Source organism: Paenibacillus sp. F411 (assembly GCF_017582705.1).
Lineage (GTDB): Bacteria > Bacillota > Bacilli > Paenibacillales > Paenibacillaceae > Paenibacillus_AQ > Paenibacillus_AQ algicola.
Window position 1 is genome coordinate 189,277 of sequence record NZ_JAGFIP010000003.1, and the last position, 18,066, is coordinate 207,342.

Here is an 18,066-nt window from a genome sequence, read left to right on the forward strand (position 1 = left end):
GACGTGCATTCTACATGGAAAGGGCGCTTCTTGCCGAAGCCTCTGCTTTCAGCTTTTTCAATGTTTTCATCACGGGGTTGCCGCCGCGGCCAAAGTAGTCGTGGAGTTTGCTGTATTCCTGATACAGCTGCTCATAAGCGGCCGCATGCTCCGGAATCGGCCTGTAGGTTTCTTCCTTCACTCGCGCCATGCTGACAGCAGCTTCTGTGATGGTAGCATACCCGCCGTTTGCAGCTCCTGCAGCCACAGCGGCGAACATCGCCGCGCCCAGCGCCGGTGTTTGCTTAGAGTCCGCAATGAAAATTTCACGCTGCGTCACGTCCGCATAAATCTGCATCAGCAGGCGGTTCTTCTGAGGAAGCCCGCCGCAGGCATACAGGGCATCCACGGGTACCCCGCCATGGTTAAAAGCATCGACGATCTTTCGCGTGCCAAAGGCGGTTGCCTCCAGCAAGGCCCGGTATATTTCCTCTGGCTTGGTCTGCAGCGTCAAGCCGAGCAGGAGGCCGGTAAGGTCTGTATCCACGAGCACGGATCGGTTACCGTTCCACCAATCCAGTGCCAGCAGTCCACTTTGACCCGGAGACAATCTGGAGGCTTCACGCTCCAGCCACGCATGCACGCTCAGGCCTTCTTCAGCAGCTGCAGCCTTCACCTCACCCGAAAGACACTCCTCCACAAACCATTCAAAAATATCTCCAACAGCCGACTGCCCTGCCTCATATCCGTACAATCCGGGTATGATGCCATCTTCAACGACTCCGCACATGCCCTCAATATGCTTTTCGTCACGGCCCAGCAGCATATGGCAGATCGAGGTTCCCATCGCCATAACCAGCTTGCCCGGCGTGACGACACCGACCGCCGGAACCGCAGCATGTGCATCCACGTTGCCGGAAGCGACGGCAATGCCTTCGTGCAGCCCCATCATGTCTGCCATCTCTTGAGACAGCCCTCCGGTCCTTGCTCCGAGCGGTACTACTTCTCCACGAAGCTTCGTATCCATCAGGTTCTCAAGGCGCGGATCCAGCGCTCTGAAGAAGGCTTTGTCCGGGTACCCCTCCTGCTTGTGCCAGATGGCTTTGTACCCGGCGGTACAGCTGTTGCGGACCATGTTCCCCGTCATTCGGGCAACCACCCAGTCCGTCGCCTCTAAGAATAAGTCCGCTGATTCATAAATGTCCGGCGCTTCATTCAGAATTTGCCATGCCTTGGCAATCATCCATTCCGACGATATTTTTCCGCCATATCGAGGAAGGAAATCCTCCGTGCGCTCCATGGCTATCCGGTTAATGGCGTCTGCCTCCGGCTGTGCCGCATGATGCTTCCACAGCTTGACCCAGCTGTGCGGCTGGTGGGCATATTCATTTTTGAAGCACAGCGGCGTTAAGTCTGCATCGACGGGCAGCATAGTGCACGCCGTAAAATCAATTCCGATCCCGATCACGAGCTCTGGATCAACACCAGACTCCTGCATGACAGCCGGTACGGAGCGCCGAAGCACCTCCAGGTAATCATCCGGGTGCTGTAATGCCCAGTCATGCTCTAATGCAACCTTGGAGCCGGGCAGTGACTCGTCAATGACATGGTGAGGGTATGGCGTAACATGGTCACACACCTCTCTCCCGCTCGACAGCTCCACCAGAACGGCACGGCCGGACTGGGTTCCGTAATCTACGCCAATCGTATATTTTGTACTCATAGATGTCCCTCCCGCTATAATAGAATGTTTAACTCCCCTGTCCATAGTACGCGTTAATCCCGTGTTTACGGAGGTAATGGCGATCCAGCAGCTGCTGTGCCATCGGTGCAGCCCCCGGATTCAGCTGAAGCATAGCCGCTGCCATCTTGGCACATTCCTCCAGCACCACCGCATGATGCACCGCATCCAGCGCATCCTTTCCCCATACAAAGGGCGCATGGGCATGCACCAGAACCCCGGGTACAACGGCAGGATCCAGCTGCTGAAAGGTTTCCACGATAACATTTCCGGTTTCCAGCTCATAGTCTCCATCAATTTCTGCCTGCGTCATGGGACGAGTTACCGGAATTTCGCCGTAAAAATAATCCGCATGGGTCGTACCGTATGCCGGCAGGGGACGTCCTGCCTGGGCCCAGCTGGTCGCCCCTGGTGAATGCGTATGCACGACTCCGCCAATGTCTGTAAACTCACGGTACAGCACCCTATGGGTAGGTGTATCCGAGGAAGGCTTCAGCTCTCCCTCCACAACCTGTCCCTCCAGGTTTACCACGACCATGTCCGACGCCTTCAGCTGATCATAAGGCACACCGCTGGGCTTGATTACAAACAGGCCGCTGTCCCGGTCGATTCCGCTGACATTCCCCCATGTAAATGTAACCAGTCCATGCCGAGGCAGCTCCAGATTCGCCTGGAGCACCTGCTCCTTTAGAGCTTCGAGCATGCTCATTCCACCCCTCTGACGTTTATATATCGCTTTCACGTTTATCCTGTAACTATCAGGTGCTCTCGACTGCTTGCACTGACGATCTCTCCACCAGCTGCGGCTCAAACACCATATCTTCACCTGCTGCGCCTTCTTCAATCATTGCAATGATCTGACGCGCTGCCAGATCTCCCATTTCGCTCTTGGGATGAGTCAGTGTCGTCAGCTTCACACCGGTCGCCTCTGCAAGCGACGAATCATCAAAGCCGATCATTGAAATATCCTCAGGAACTCGAAGTCCACATGCCGCAGCAGCCTGAATCAAACGCACAGCAAGCTCGTCGTTGTAGCATACGAACGCACTGGGCCGCCGGCTCTCATCAAGTGTCGTCAGCAGCCTGATTGCTTCCATGTAGGGCTGCTGCTCCTTCTGCTCCGTACTGTAGGTGATGACCAGCTCCGGTGTAGCATGTACTCCCGCTTCACGGTGTGCCTTCAAGAAGCCCTTCAATCGATTCACGCCCTGTCGGTCGTCTGTCTTGAAGAAGCCGGCCAGGCGGCGATGCCCCCGTTCCAGTAAATGACGGGCCGCCTTGTAGCCGCCCCGCTCATCATCCACTCTCAGGCATGGGCACTCCAGCTCCGGGTATTTCTCATTGATCATAAGAAACGGAATGCCCCTCTCCTGCAGCGACAAGAAATAGGCCAAATTGAGATTCCCTTCTGCACTCTTGGTCGGCTCAATAATGAGGCCGCTGAGCGGCTCCCCGGTCATCAGCGCCAGGCTCTCCATTTCCTTCGCTTTGTTGTTATCCGTGCTGGATAACAAGAGACGATACCCGTGATCCCGAAGCCGGGCTTCAGCCCCTCTTACAATATGCGGAAAAATATAATCCGAGATGTATGTCGTCACAATGCCTACGGCTTTGACCCGTTCTGAATACGCCCGATGAGGGTGGCGGGCAAAGGTTCCCTTGCCCTGGATTCTTTCCAGCCAGCCCTCCTTCTCCAGCTCACTGAAAGCCTGCCTGACGGTCTGCCGACTCATTTGAAATTGCTGTGATATTTCATGCTCTGACGGAAACTGGGTTCCCGGAAGCAGCTTTCCGCTTTCGAGCCAGGATAAAAGCTCCTGCTTCAGCTGCATATATTTAGGTAATTTACGTTCGTTCAATGAATTCACCTCAGGGCTGCTTGATCTCTTTATCTATTGCTTTGGTCATTGTATCACAGCCCGGGGAACCAAAGGGATATGCGGATTCAAGCAAGCGTGTGTTAACGCAGACGATACGCGGCTTCACTGAAGCGAAGCTCGTTCTTGAACCGCGGAATCGAGGTGTGCTGATCAATCAAGACGGCTTCAATGCCAGCCATCTCAGCCCAGTCGGACAAATTTTCTGCCGTTACAGCATAGGACAAGACCGTGTGATGGGCTCCACCAGCCAGAATCCATGCTTCTGCGGATTCACGCAGAGACGGCTGCGGCTTCCAGAGTACACGGGCAACAGGAAGGCTCGGCATCTCCTGCTCCACCTTGACGCCGTCAACCTGGTTTACCAGCAGACGGAAGCGATGTCCCAAATCTACAAGGGATGCGTTGACCGCGCTTCCACTGCAGCCGTTAAAGACGAGACGAGCGGGCGCCTCCTTGCCGCCGATTCCCAGCGGATGCACTTGAATGGAAGGCTGTTCTGCAGCGATACTGGGACAGACCTCCAGCATGTGTGCGCCCAGCACCAGATGATTGCCCGGTTCAAAATGGTACGTGTAATCCTCCATAAAGGAGGTCTGCTTGTTCCCCGCAAGCACCTTTAATACCCGGGTCAGCGCCGCTGTCTTCCAATCCCCTTCGCCGCCAAAGCCGTAGCCGGCCTCCATCAGGCGCTGAACAGCCAGTCCCGGCAGCTGCTTCAGCCCATGCAGATCCTCAAAGGTCGTTGTAAACGCCCCAAAGCCGCCCTCCTCCAAAAACTGCTTCAAGGCAATCTCGATGCGCGCCTGATAAGCGATGGAATCCCGGACAGGCCCCTGATTCAAGCCTGCAGCAGCAATGGAATACTGATCTCCATAGAGCTCCAGCAGTTCCTTGACCTCGGCATCGCTGACCTGGTTCATGATCTGGGCCAGATCTCCGATTCCATAGCCGTTAACCGACCAGCCCAGCTGAATCTGTGCCTGAACCTTGTCGCCGTCCGTAACCGCAACCTCCCGCATGTTGTCTCCGAAGCGGGCAACCTTCAGGCGGCGGCTTTCGCTATAGGCAGCAGCTGTTCTCATCCAACCGGCAATGCTGCTTCGCACATCGGCATCTTCCCAATGACCGACCACGATCTTGCGCGCAATGCCGAGGCGGGCTCCGATATGACCGTATTCACGGTCGCCATGAGCGGACTGATTCAGGTTCATGAAGTCCATGTCGATAGTATCCCACGGAATGTCGCGGTTAAATTGGGTGTGAAAGTGAAGCAGCGGCTTGTGCAGCTGGGACAAGCCTGCAATCCACATCTTTGCCGGTGAGAAGGTGTGCATCCACGTAATAATTCCGGCACAGCTGTCATCACTGTTGGCATCCAGCATCAGATTGTAAATCTCATCCGGGGTCTTGACGACCGGCTTGAATACCACGGGATACGTAAAGGACGGATCCCGATCCAGCTCTGCTGCAATGATGCGTGAGTGCTCTGCCGCCTGCTCCAGCGTTTCTGGCCCGTATAAATGCTGGCTTCCGGTTACGAACCAGAAGGAACGCGATTGTAATTTCATCCGTAACGCCTCCAATATCATTAGCGTAATTTTGAAGTTAACTTGTACATACATTTATGCAATATTGATGTTTTAATATAACTTGTACGTACAAGTTGTACCTTTATTCTAGCTACATTCATCCTCTCTGACAAGGAGTAAAATATATTACTTGGTGTAGACTTGCAATATGAACTCAAATGGAGTAATTTGTACATATATGAACCTGTTTGTTCATCATTAATTGATCATAAAGGAGAAATGAATCATGGAGAGACGTTTTGCTTCGCACCCGAATGAGGTTAAGCAATTTGATACTGACCGACTGCGCAAGGAGTTTCACATCCCTACCCTGTTTACACCCGATCAGCTGGAGCTTGTGCTGACCCATGAGGATCGCCTGATTATCGGCGGCGCTCACCCTGTACAAGGTGAAGTGAAGCTGGATACAGACATGAAGGAGCTGGGCGTGGAATACTTCCTGGAGCGCCGCGAGATTGGTATTATTAACGTAGGCGGCACCGGTACCGTTACGGCGGACGGAGAAGAATTCACACTGAACCACAAAGAATGCCTGTATATCGGTATGGGCACTAAAGACGTTATTTTTAAGAGCAGCGATGCTTCTCAGCCGGCCAAATTCTATCTGAACTCTGCTCCGGCGCATAAGGCATTCCCGGCAGCCAAGGCTACGCTGGAAGAAGCAGACTCCAGTGCACTGGGTGACATCAAGAACTCGAACGACCGCGTCATCTACCGCTTTATTCACCAGAAGGGCATCGACAGCGCTCAGCTCGTCATGGGCATGACCCTGCTGAAGGAAGGCAATATGTGGAACACAATGCCAGCCCATACTCACCCGCGCCGGATGGAAGCTTACATGTACTTCGACCTTCCAGAGGATGCAGCTGTTATCCATCTGATGGGACAGCCTTCCGAAACCCGTCACATCGTGATGCGCAACGAGCAGGCCGTTATTTCCCCGAGCTGGTCTATCCACAGCGGCGTAGGTACAAGCAACTATACATTTGTATGGGGAATGGCAGGAGACAACAAGCGTTATGACGATATGGACCCTGTATCCATGAAGGAATTAAGATAAGACCCCGGCGCAATTCATTAAGGAAGAGTGGATTATGTACATGAACCCGATTAGACGATATGAAAAAATTATGGAGCTGCTGCTCACCCACAAGGAAATTACCGTCTCCGAGCTGAGCGATCAGCTGGAGGTTTCCGGGAAAACCGTTCGGGAGGACCTGACCCGTCTGGAAGAACAGGGCCTGCTGCTTCGCGTACATGGCGGAGCGGTCCTGGCCCAGAGCGACCAATTCGGCATCCTCCCGGCCAAAGAGCCGCTGACCAAGCATGGCGATGAAAAGGCAGCCATTGCCGAGATGGCGCTGGCCCGGATTCAACAAGGCGACATTATCGCGCTGGACGGCGGAAGCACTACGCTGGCGATTGCCAAGCGGCTGCCCAATGAGCCGCTGACGGTCGTGACCAATGATGTTTACATTATCAGCGAGCTTGCCGCCAAGGATGCGATCCGCCTGGTCGTCCCTGGAGGCTACCGGGTGCGCAATATGCTGGCAGGCCCGGACTCTGCTGCATATATCAGTCAGCTTAATATCCAGAAGGCTTTCATATCGGCAACAGGTGTTCATCCCGAGCATGGCCTTACGATTTATACCGGCGATTTGATCGATTTCAAGCAAGCGCTGGTCAGTACGGCACAGGAGGTATACGCGGTGGTGCATCACCAAAAGTTTGGACAGACGGCTCTGCGTACCTTTGCCCGCCTGAACGAAATTACCGCTGTGCTAACCGACCGCGAATTGCCTTCCGACATCGGACAGGTGTATGAGCAGGCTGGAGTCACGATTCTCAAGCCGAACGAATGAATAAGCACGTATTCCTGATTTCTACAGAATTATAACGAAGGAGAGCTGAAGCACGTGAGTGTATTTGATTTGAGCGGCAAAACCGCAATTGTTACCGGAGCAGCCCGCGGATTAGGCCAAGGGATCGCTGTTGCATTGGCAGAAGCGGGAGCAGATGTAGTCTGCGTATCCTACAATAGCAGCGAGAACACTATGAGCAGTATTCGCTCATTAGGAAGAAGCACCTCCGGCATTGAAGTGGACCTCAGCGACCGCGACAAGCTGCAGGGAGCCTTCGATCAGGCGCTGGAGCTGACAGGACATGTAGATATTCTTGTGAACAACGCTGGTGTAATCCGCCGGACTCCGGCTAAGGATCACAGCATGCAGGACTTCCTGGATGTCATTGACCTGAACCTGAACTCTGCCTTTTTCCTGTCCCAGATTGCGGGACGCCATATGATTGAACGCGGCAGCGGCAAAATCATCAACATCTGCTCCATGCTCTCTTATCAGGGCGGCATCAATGTTCCTGGCTATACAGCGAGCAAGCATGGCATTGCTGGTATTACCAAGGCATTGGCGAACGAGTGGGCCTCCAGCGGCATCCAGGTTAACGGAATCGCTCCTGGTTATATCGAAACCGATAATACGGAGCAAATCCGCAATGATCCTGACCGTCTGCGCTCCATTACAGATCGCATTCCAGCGGGACGCTGGGGAACTCCGAAGGATATCGGGGCTCCAGCGGTCTTCCTGGCCTCTGCAGCAGCAGATTATGTCAACGGACATGTGCTGTGCGTTGACGGCGGATGGATGGCACGCTAGACGAAATCAATGACAAAGAGCAGCCCGGCCCTTGGAACTATAATTCCAGGCCGGGCTGCTCTTTTATGATTGTATCTGGCGGAGCTACTCCTGTGGTTCTTCCTCCGCGCTGTCGCTACCGGCTTCCGCGTCCTCTTCGCCGGTCTCTTCCTGCGGCTCAGTGTCCTCAACCAGACGAGGAACGATCACGGAGGCCAGAACCTCCTCATCCTCGGCATGGAGTGTGATCTTCTCCGGAATCTGAAGATCTCCCACCGTCAGCTTATCTCCGACATCCAGTGCAGAAATGTCTGCCTCAATGGAGCTGGGAAGATCGCCCGGCAAGCCTTCTACCTCAAGCTCGGTCACCTGCGTTTGCAAGGTGCCGCCATTCTTGGTACCTACTGCTTCACCCTGATAGCTGACCGGGATCGTGACCCGAACCGGCTTATTCATGGAAATATGGAGAAAGTCTACATGAACCACCTTGCCGGCGCGCTGCTGTACATCCTTGATCAGCACGGGCAGAGATTCAGAGCCCTGAATATTTAGCTTGAAGGATTCTGAACGACCTTTATAAAACAGCTTGGCCGCCTCTTTCAAATCGACGGTTACAGGAATACTTTCTGTGCCTGCTCCATATACAACTGCCGGAACACCGCCGCTCTCCCGAATGGTACGCCGGGAGGCGCGTGTAAATTCATTTCGAACCTCAGCTTCCAGTTGAACACTGCTTCTTTTTGACGTCATCTTTAACATCCTCCTTATACGAAACAAGCTTATGTATCCATTACCCCTTCTCCTTGGTAGGTAATCATTTTTGAGGTAAGCGTTTCATCTCAGAGATGCAGGGTAATGATATGTACCCCTCTCTTAAATATATAAAAATGCCGCTTTGCAGGTGCAGCTGCAAAGCGGCATTTTTATGTCCGAATTCTCTGGTAAACGTTGAAGATACATGAATATGGAAGGGCTTCTAGGATGCCCTGCCGCCGAGATTATGGGGGCGAATATCAACACCATCGCTGTGAATGTGAATACGGATGGTCTTCTCCCCCTCCGGAACGGTAATAAAGCGGTCCTGCTCCCATTCCCGGGCTTCCCATTCATTCAGTCTGAGGATACAGCCAATCTTCTTCACGTCAGCCGCAGTATAGAACACGGCTCCTGCATCCCCGTCTTCCCGAGGAGTCAGTGAAACCTCGCCGTCCTGAACTCCCGTGCCCCAGACCCACAAATTCCAGCCGGCGTAATCCCCATCCTCCCGGTCGTATTTCACGTGAACCTCGGTCAGATCCGACTTCAGCCGCTCCGGATCCTCATACAACACCATACAAGACAGACCTTGTACGGTCACTTCAGCACCGTCTGCCGTGGAGAGCACTTCTGTACCGGCCTCCCGCTCATTAACGACAACATTCCAGCCATATAGAGTCGGCGGCAGCTCCACACTGACAGCCTCCACGCCGCCATTGAACACAGCTACGATCTGCTTCCATTCGTCATTTCCGGCGTGGCTGTGGAGACGGTAGGCTACGACGCGGTCACTGCAGCGGATGATTTCCATATGCTTCTCAATCTCTTCTCTGCGATTCAGCCGAAAAGCCGGATGCTGGCGCCGCAGCCTAATGAGTCCCTGATAATATCGAAAGACCTCTGTAAACCGCTCTTTATGGCTCCATGAAATTGCGTTAATGGCATCCCCGCTGCGATAGCTGTTATGATCGCCATATTTCGTGCGAAGCAGCTCATCTCCCGCATGGATCAACGGAATTCCCTGCGAGAGCAGCACCATGCTGTTGGCAAGCAGGCTGCGCTTCACCGCCTCGGATGCAAGAGCCTCTCCCTCTACCACGTCTGCATAAGGTGTGGCAGCAGCAATCTTTGGCATGAGCGGACTTCCGTCGTGCGGCCGGCCGTCTTGCAGCGGGATAAACCCGGCTTCATCCCATTTCCCCATCGTTACCAGCACCTTATCCCACAGGTTGAGGTTATCATGCACGGTTACATAGTTGACGGTTTCTGACGCCTCCAGCGCGAAATCATGGATAGAGCCCATAAGACCCTCCGCGACGGCGCCTTCATACCAGGCTTCACCGGTAGCAAAGCCTTTGCCGCCGCCGTCATTATCCCCCTTGATCGCATGCCGGAAATCGTCATTAAACACGGCAAACCCTTTGCCTCGTTGTGTTCCTTTGACCGTCTGGTTCGCCAGCGGGCTGCCGCCTCCAGTCCATGGCTCGCCATAGATCAGGAGATCGGGAGCCACCTCCCGGCGGAGCTCCTCTACAATCTGAACCATGGTCTCGGTATCTATCAACGCCATCAGATCAAAGCGGAAACCGTCCAGATGATATTCCTCGGCCCAGTAGCGGAGAGAATCCTTGATGAATTTCCGAACCATCGGCCGCTCTGTAGCCAGCTCGTTGCCGACGCCGGAGCCGTTAGAAAGCGTCCCGTCATGATTCTGGCGGTAGAAGTACCCCGGTGCAACAGGCTCAAAGGGACCTTCCTCGACAGAATACGTATGATTGTAGACCACATCCATAATAACCCGGATACCATGCTGGTGAAGAGCCTGAATCATTTCCTTGCATTCCACGATCCGGGTCTCTGGCCTTCGCGGATCCGTGGCGTAAGAGCCTTCGGGCACATTATAATGCTGGGGGTCATATCCCCAGTTATATTCGCCTTCCGGGTCCCAATTGGAGGAGATCAGCTCGTCAACGGTCTTGAAGTCAAAAATCGGCAGCAAATGCACATGGGTCACACCCAGCTCCACCAGATGATCAATGCCCAGCTTGTTCCCGGCCTCATCGCGCAGGCCTGTTTCTGTAAATGCCTTGAACTTTCCTTTATAGGTCATGCCGGAATCCGGCGAAATTGAAAAATCTCTCACATGAAGCTCGTAGAGCACAGCGTCCGTAGGTGAGGCCAGCGGCGGTCTGGTATCGCTCTCCCAGCCATCCGGGCTGCACTGCGCAGGGTCCACGATGGCTCCGCGGCGACCGTTCGCACTGACAGCTCTGGCGTAGGGATCCACAGCCTCATGAAGCTGCCCGTCCTGCTGCCGGATCCGGTACATATAATACCAGCCGGCCCAATCGCCGCTCACGTTGGTTTCCCAAACACCGTTACCCTTTATGAGCATCGGATGCTCGCTGCCCCCGGACTGCGACAGGAGTGCCTCTCCTCCCTCGACGCCGTCATTTTTATACAGCATCAACGATACTTGAGCAGCCGATGGAGCCCACAATCTGAATGTGCTGGATGCAGCACTGTAGATGAGGCCAAACCTCTGATCAGTAATCTCTTGGATCATGTCCCTATTCATCATCATCACCGTCACTTTAAATGTAGATTCTAAGCTCTAGTATGGGCGCCTGATTGATAAGACAGACCTGCGGACTCAAAAAATAGGATATATATTTATGCTATGCCGTAGGCGCTAGGCAAGTTCGGGCCTATGTCTTTTATCGGAAAATTCCGCATCATCCATAAGACTTCTGCATAGCCTGCCAACAGCTCAGTCCTATTTAGACAGCTTGCAGATTACTCTCATTTTAGCATAAAAGCCCCCTTCATATTTTTATATTTTTGAAAAAGTATGTAAAAAAGAGGTATCCCTCGCTCTATGAAAGAGCAAAGAATACCTTAAATGTAGTTTGTAGAAGTCAACCTTGAAAAATTGAAAAAGGAAAATGCGCCTATGCCTTATTGGGAAACGGTGCTCTCTACCAGCTCTACGACCTCTTCTGCCGTACGCAGCTCCAGCGCTTTAGACGCCAGCTCCTGCATCTGGGCCTTAGACAGCCGTGAAATCTGACTGCGGGCCGGCAAAATCGAGGTTGCGCTCATGCTGAACTCATCGAGCCCCAGACCGAGCAGCAGCGGAATGGCTACCGGATCTCCGGCCATCTCCCCGCACATGCCCGCCCAGCGGCCTTCTTTGTGTGCAGCGTCAATGACCATCTTCACCAGACGCAGAATCGCCGGGTTATACGGCTGATACAGGTAAGAGACCCGTTCATTCATCCGGTCTGCCGCCATCGTATACTGAATCAGGTCATTGGTGCCTATGCTGAAGAAGTCCACCTCTTTGGCGAACTGATCCGCCATAACAGCCGTTGATGGAATTTCCACCATAATGCCCAGCTGGATGCGATCTGACACCGCAATGCCCTCTGCAGCAAGCTTGGCCTTCTCGTCCTCCAGCAGTCCCTTCGCTTCCCGGAATTCACCTAACGTCGCAATCATCGGAAACATAATCCGCAAATCCCCGTGGACGCTGGCACGAAGCAAAGCACGCAGCTGGGTTCGGAACAGATCCTGACGATCCAGGCACAAGCGAACGGCCCGGAAGCCCAGGAATGGATTCATTTCCTTGGGAAGATCCAGATATGGCAGCTCCTTGTCGCCGCCAATGTCCAAGGTCCGGACGACAACCGGCTTGCCCTGCATTTTTTCCAGAACAGATTTGTAAGCATTGTACTGCACTTCTTCAGAAGGCAGCTTATCCCGTCCCATATACAGAAATTCTGTGCGGTACAATCCTACGCCCTCGCCGCCGTTCTCCAGCACTCCGGTCACGTCATTCGGCGTACCGATATTTGCTGCCAGCTCGACGTGCACACCATCCTGGGTAATGGTCGGCTCTCCGCGAAGCTTACTCCACTCCTCCAGCTGCTTGGCATACTGTTCTTGCTTGTCACGGTATTGGGCTACAGTATCTTCATCTGGATTAATGAACACGAGCCCTTCCAGTCCGTCAACGATGATAAGATCGCCGCTTTCGGCACTGGACAGTATCGACTGAGTTCCAACAACAGCTGGAATTTCCAGAGAGCGTGCCATAATCGCGGAATGCGAGGTGCGTCCCCCGATATTGGTGGTAAACCCTTTAACAAAATTACGGTTTAGCTGCGCTGTGTCCGAAGGCGTCAAATCCTCGGCAATGACGATGACCTCCTCGGAAATTTCCGAAGGGCTCACATAATTCAGTCCCAGCAGATGCTTCAGCACGCGCTTGGTGACATCCCGCATGTCTGCTGCTCTCTCCTGAAGATAAGCACTTTTCATATTTTGAAACATCTCGATAAATTGATTCGCTGTCTCATTCAGAGCATATTCGGCAGCTACCGACTCTTCCCGAATCTTATCCTTGACGGGATTAATCAGCTCCGGGTCGTCCAGGATCAGAAGGTGAGATTCGAAAATCTCCGCCTTCTTCTCTCCCAGCTCCTGCAGCGTGCGGCTCTTGATATCCTCCAGCTCCGCTCTGGAGCGGCTCAGCGCATCGTCCAGCCGGGCGGCTTCACGGTCAGCATCCTCAACCTGAGTATGCTTGACCGTGTAGTCCGGGTGCTCCAGAATAAATGCTTTTGCAATGGCGATGCCGGCCGAGGCCGCAATACCCTTGATGTTAGTCATTGAGCTCTCCCAGCCCCTCGTTCACCATCACTTCAGCCAGTGCGTTCAGCGCGTCCTCGGCGCTAGGACCTTCGGAGATCAGAGTCAGGCTGTCACCCTGCTCCAAACCCAGGGATAGTACGCCCAGGATCGATTTCAAGGTTACTTTTTTGCCGCTTGCTTCTGCAAAGGATTCTGTGTCCTTAAATTTGTTCGCCGTGTTCACCAGTGCTGTAGCCGGACGTGCGTGGATGCCATCCTCGTCTGTAATTCTGAATGTTTTTTGCATGCTGATCATCCTCTTTCCTTGGTTTATGGTTGTTGTATAGAATGTACTTACCCAAAATTATTGAATCGTGATAATATTCTCTTCTCCGGCGGTGACGTTCCCCGTCTTGTTGAGCTTCACCTTGGATCCTTCCGGCAGATTCGAGAAAATCACTGGCGAAATGATCGAAGGCGCGTGCTCCTTCACATAGTCCAGGTCTACCTCCATAATTGGCTGGCCTGCAGCCACCAGATCGCCCTCCTGAACAAGCACTTTAAAGCCCTGTCCCTTCAGCTTCACGGTATTGACGCCGATATGCACCAGCACTTCCTTGCCGCCATCAGACATAATGCCAATGGCATGCTTGCTTGGGAATACATTGAACACCTTGCCGTAGACCGGAGATGCAATGGTTCCATCATGCGGCAGAACGGCAAAGCCATCGCCTGTCATGCGCTGAGAGAATACCGGATCAGGTACATTGGAAATATCCATCAGCTCGCCGTTAACCGGAGACACAATATCCTCCAGAATAACCGCATCGCCATCCAATGCCGCCTGCTGCTCCGCTTCGGCCGGCTTGACGTCCCCTGTTGCTGCTTGAGGTGCTTCAGCCGGCGTAATCCCGGACATGATGTCCTGGATCTGGGACTTGATCGTATCAGAGCGTGTACCGAAGATTGCTTGTACATTGTTACCCACTTCCAGTACCCCGGAAGCGCCCAGCTGCTTCAAGCGTTCTTTATCAACATTACCCTTCTCCTTCACCTCTACCCGAAGACGGGTAATGCAGGCATCTAGGTGAGCAATATTGCTCTGGCCGCCCAATGCCGACAGAATGCTGCCCGGCAAATCGTCCTTGCTTCCAGACCTTGCGCTCGCGCCGTCTTTGGTCTCTGACGGCTCCTCCCGACCCGGTGTCCGCAGCTTGAACTTGCGGATCGCGAACCGGAACCCGAAGTAATAAATGACCGCCAGGATCAGACCGACAATGATGACGTTCCACCATGGCGTCCGGTTTGGAATGACACCGAAGATAACGTAGTCAATCAATCCGCCGGAGAAGGTCATGCCGATTTTAGTGCCCAGAATGTGCATCGTCATGAACGACAGACCGGCAAACAGCACGTGAACCACGAACAGCAGCGGTGCCACGAACAGAAAGGAGAATTCCAGCGGCTCTGTAATCCCCGTCAGGAAGGACGTCAAGGCTGCAGAGCCCATGATGCCGGCCACATATTTTTTATGCTCAGGTCTTGCTTCATGATAGATCGCCAGCGCTGCCGCAGGAAGTCCGAACATCATGAACGGGAATTTCCCGGTCATGAAGGTACCCGCTGTGAATTCTACACCGTCCCGCAGCTGGGCCATGAAGATATTCTGATCACCGCGAACCAGCTGCCCGGCGCTATTCACATATTCTCCAAACTCAAACCAGAAGGGAGAGTAGAAAATATGGTGCAGCCCGAAAGGAATCAATCCCCGCTCAACCACCCCGAATACAAAAGCAGACAGTGTGCGGTTCTGCTCCAGCATGAAATGCGATGCAGCATTCAGCCCGATCTGAATCGGTGGCCAGATGACGGTCATGAGCAAGCCCAGCAGCACCGCTGTGGCAGCCGTCATTATGGGAACAAACCGCTTGCCGGCAAAGAAGCCGAGGTACGAGGGCAGCTCAATCCTGAAAAAGCGATTGTACATGCTGGCCGCCAGGATCCCGACCAATATCCCGCCGAACACCCCGGTTGCCAGCGTCGGGATGCCCAGCACACTGGCGTAAGCGTAATCTGTGCCGACCATGGCCGGAGTTACGCCGAGGACGGTCCCCATCGTCACATTCAGCACGAGGTAGCCGATAATTGCCGCAAGTCCGGCAACTCCGTCTCCACCAGCCAGGCCGACTGCTACACCGACCGCGAACAGAAGCGGCAGGTTTGTAAACACGATTTGCCCGGCATTCATCATGACCGTTGCAATGGCCTGAACCCAGGCCGTATCCAGCCAGGAGGCATACTGCAGGAAATCCTCGTTGACCAGCATATTCCCCAGACCCAGCAGCAAGCCCGCAGCCGGCAGGATCGCTACAGGCAGCATGAGAGCTTTACCTACTCTCTGTAAAACGCCAAACAGACGCTTAAACATCGTCCATCTCCTTTCTTGATTTCACCTCTCAAGGTGAATCATTAGCAACATACCAACAAAAAAAGGCATAAGCATACAGCAGGACCACTGAGCTGTTTCTCCCCGTAGGTTACCCTGAAAGGGCTGGAAACAACCAAAGAATCCTGTTATATACTCATGCCTGATCGAATCAGTTACACGTTAGATCCTGTTGCTTTTCATAAAGACAGAACGTATTGTATCACCCTGATCAGCGGCTTGCAAGAGGTGTAATCCCTGCTCTTGAAAATCTTCATGCATTATTCATGATCTTCCTTCCGCTGGGCAAGCCGCTGTAAGTGAATCGTCAGATAACCCGCTTCGGCCGGATAGACCTTCTTCCCCAGCCGGACCTCCATCATCTTGCTTAATGTCCAGCCTAAGGCGTACATTTCAGGGTATTCCCGCTTCAGCAGCTCATCCAGCCTTCCCTCCTGAGGCTCGGCCTCTCCACGGCGGATCCGTTCGATAGCGAACCGGAGATGGGTAATCAGGCGGGAATAATCAAGCGAATCCTTGGGAATGACGTATTCCAGCTTATCCTCTACAATATGCACAAGATCCGATACCAGTCTGGAATGCTTGCGCACCTCGGAAATATGCTGATTCGTCAATGCGCTGTGAAAGTGCAAGGCGATAAAGCCAGCCTCCTCCTCTCCCAAATCCACATCTAGTCGCTGTTTGAGCGTACGCACCGCATATTCTGCCATCCGGAATTCCTCCGGATACAGCTCTTTAGTCTCGTACAAAAAAGGATTATGAATATACAGGCCCTGAGCCTGGCGCTTGATCGCAAATGCAATATGATCGGTTAACGCGACATGAATATGCTCATTCAGCGTTTCCCCGGCCGCGTTCGCCGCATAATGAATGATCTCATTCATGGCTTCGATCAGTTGCTCATCGACTTGAGGCACCAGCTGCTTATACTGCTCCTGCTCCTCCGGCTTCGTTAAGATGAACATTTTCTCTACGAGCGTCAAGGGAATGGCGTCCTTCGGTTTACGGTTAAAGCCGATGCCCTTTCCGATCACGACCACCTCATCATGCCGGGGATGCTTCGCGATAATTACATTATTGTTTAATACCTTGGATACTTGTATGCTGCCCACCATTGCACCTCAATTTACACATTCATATCCTCTATCATATCAAACATCTGCTTCTTGTAGCAAAAAAGCCCCGATGCGGGCAGCCGCTTCCGTCAGTACTTCAGCCTCTTGCACAAGGGCAATGCGTACATACCCTTCCCCCTGCTGCCCAAAAGCAATGCCCGGTACGACAGCCACCCCTGTAGAGAGCAGCAGCTTCCGTGCGAATTGACGGGAATCCCCTGCGTTATGGTCCTGACGAAAGGCTTCCGGCAGCTTGGCCCATATAAACATGGTTGCCTTCGGCTTCTTCACCGTCCAGCCGGCTGCCTCCAGTGCCGCTGTGAACACATCTCTCCGCTTCTCATACAGCAGCGCCGTTTCCCGTTCTGTTCCCGAAGCCATGGTGTGCTCCAGTGCCGCTGCTGCAGCCAGCTGGACAGGAAGAAATACGCCGTAGTCAATATTGCTCTTCAAATCTCTCAGGGCTCCGACTGCTTCTGCATTGCCGGCCAAAAAAGCAATCCGGCAGCCCGCCATATGAAAGCTCTTGGAGAAGGAATGAAATTCCACGGCAATTTCCGAGGCCCCGGGTACCTGAAGGATGCTGACCGGCCGATAATTATCAAAGCCCATTTCCGAATACGCAGCATCATGAACGATGAGCACATTGTGCTTCTTCGCCAGCGCAACCAGCTCGGTAAAAAATGTGAGATCTGCTTGAACCGCAATCGGATTTCCTGGGAAATTGAGCAGCAGAAATTTGGTTCGCTGCCAGATCTGCTCCGGGATCTTGGTTAAATCAGGCATGAAGCCATTCTCTTCCCGAAGCGGCAGCAGCCAGGGCTCGACCCCGGCGAGCTGAAGCGCCCCCGCATAAATGGGATAACCGGGATCCGGCACCATCGCCAGATCTCCCGGGTTGCACACAGCTTGAGCGAAATGGGCAAGTCCATCCTGAGAACCCATCAGCGCCAGAATCTCTGTCTCCGGGTTGGTGTCCACCCCGAAGCGATGCTTGAGCCAGGCTGAAGCGGCCTTCCGAAAGGTCGGTGTACCTTGTGAAGACGGGTATGTATATTGATCCTCCTGAAGCACGCTGCGGCTGAGCAGCTCCCGGATTTCCAAGGATGGCGCCCGATCCGGACTTCCGATGCTCAGATCTATCACTTCTCTTCCTCTCTGGGCTGCTTCCTGCTTCCAAGCCTGTATCTCGGCAAATATCGAGCTGCCCATCGCGGCCAGTTTGTCAGAGCGCCATACAGGCGCTGCCGGCTGTTTCATATGGTATCCCTCCTGTT

14 protein-coding genes are annotated in these 18,066 nt (G+C 53.5%); 3 read left to right on the top strand and 11 right to left on the bottom strand.

Going from position 1 to position 18,066, the window contains the following annotated elements:
* Positions 1-10 precede the first annotated feature (10 nt).
* The 4 genes from JJQ72_RS05005 to araA all read right to left on the bottom strand — a co-directional run bounded on the left by JJQ72_RS05005 (position 11) and on the right by araA (position 5,168).
* Positions 11-1,702, bottom strand: coding sequence for a ribulokinase (locus JJQ72_RS05005; protein WP_138225168.1), 1,692 nt, complete (start codon positions 1,700-1,702; stop codon positions 11-13).
* 28 nt (positions 1,703-1,730) lie between these two features.
* Positions 1,731-2,423 (bottom strand): L-ribulose-5-phosphate 4-epimerase, encoded by a 693-nt coding sequence (gene araD, locus JJQ72_RS05010; protein ID WP_138225167.1) that lies wholly within the window; start codon positions 2,421-2,423, stop codon positions 1,731-1,733.
* A gap of 55 nt (positions 2,424-2,478) precedes the next feature.
* On the bottom strand, positions 2,479-3,579 hold the full coding sequence (locus tag JJQ72_RS05015) for a GntR family transcriptional regulator (protein ID WP_208202955.1): 1,101 nt from the start codon (positions 3,577-3,579) through the stop codon (positions 2,479-2,481).
* A 101-nt stretch (positions 3,580-3,680) separates the two neighbouring features.
* Positions 3,681-5,168 (bottom strand): L-arabinose isomerase, encoded by a 1,488-nt coding sequence (gene araA / locus JJQ72_RS05020; protein WP_208202956.1) that lies wholly within the window; start codon positions 5,166-5,168, stop codon positions 3,681-3,683.
* A 247-nt stretch (positions 5,169-5,415) separates the two neighbouring features.
* Here araA and kduI point away from each other — a divergent pair, with 247 nt between their 5' ends.
* From kduI to kduD, 3 genes are read left to right on the top strand one after another with little or no spacing between them, the layout of a single operon-like run.
* Entirely contained in the window at positions 5,416-6,249 is an 834-nt protein-coding gene (kduI, locus tag JJQ72_RS05025; protein WP_138225165.1) for a 5-dehydro-4-deoxy-D-glucuronate isomerase, read from the top strand.
* Positions 6,250-6,289: 40 nt separating this feature from the next.
* Positions 6,290-7,051, top strand: a complete 762-nt coding sequence (locus tag JJQ72_RS05030; protein ID WP_208203007.1) for a DeoR/GlpR family DNA-binding transcription regulator — start codon at positions 6,290-6,292, stop codon at positions 7,049-7,051.
* Between the two features lie 54 nt (positions 7,052-7,105).
* The gene (gene kduD, locus JJQ72_RS05035) at positions 7,106-7,858 is read left to right on the top strand and encodes a 2-dehydro-3-deoxy-D-gluconate 5-dehydrogenase KduD (protein ID WP_138225164.1); all 753 of its coding nucleotides are present in this window, start codon (positions 7,106-7,108) and stop codon (positions 7,856-7,858) included.
* A gap of 84 nt (positions 7,859-7,942) precedes the next feature.
* Here the strand turns inward: kduD and JJQ72_RS05040 are convergent, their stop codons facing one another.
* From JJQ72_RS05040 to JJQ72_RS05070, 7 genes are all read right to left on the bottom strand, one after another.
* Entirely contained in the window at positions 7,943-8,587 is a 645-nt protein-coding gene (locus JJQ72_RS05040) for a 50S ribosomal protein L25 (RefSeq protein ID WP_208202957.1), read from the bottom strand.
* Between the two features lie 226 nt (positions 8,588-8,813).
* Positions 8,814-11,159: a type I pullulanase gene (gene pulA, locus JJQ72_RS05045; protein WP_243895877.1), complete on the bottom strand. Its 2,346-nt coding sequence runs from the start codon at positions 11,157-11,159 to the stop codon at positions 8,814-8,816.
* Positions 11,160-11,551: 392 nt separating this feature from the next.
* Complete coding sequence (gene ptsP, locus JJQ72_RS05050; protein WP_208202959.1) at positions 11,552-13,267, bottom strand: phosphoenolpyruvate--protein phosphotransferase; 1,716 nt, start codon at positions 13,265-13,267, stop codon at positions 11,552-11,554.
* Positions 13,260-13,535 carry an HPr family phosphocarrier protein gene (locus tag JJQ72_RS05055; protein ID WP_138225160.1) on the bottom strand — a complete coding sequence of 92 codons (276 nt, stop codon included), beginning with the start codon at positions 13,533-13,535 and terminating at the stop codon, positions 13,260-13,262. Before JJQ72_RS05055 ends, ptsP begins: the two co-directional genes overlap by 8 nt.
* 57 nt (positions 13,536-13,592) lie before the next feature.
* Complete coding sequence (gene ptsG, locus JJQ72_RS05060; protein WP_208202960.1) at positions 13,593-15,656, bottom strand: glucose-specific PTS transporter subunit IIBC; 2,064 nt, start codon at positions 15,654-15,656, stop codon at positions 13,593-13,595.
* A 278-nt stretch (positions 15,657-15,934) separates the two neighbouring features.
* Positions 15,935-16,789, bottom strand: coding sequence for a glucose PTS transporter transcription antiterminator GlcT (glcT, locus tag JJQ72_RS05065; protein ID WP_208202961.1), 855 nt, complete (start codon positions 16,787-16,789; stop codon positions 15,935-15,937).
* A 36-nt stretch (positions 16,790-16,825) separates the two neighbouring features.
* Complete coding sequence (locus tag JJQ72_RS05070) at positions 16,826-18,049, bottom strand: aminotransferase class I/II-fold pyridoxal phosphate-dependent enzyme (RefSeq protein WP_208202962.1); 1,224 nt, start codon at positions 18,047-18,049, stop codon at positions 16,826-16,828.
* Between the last annotated feature and the right edge of the window lie 17 nt (positions 18,050-18,066).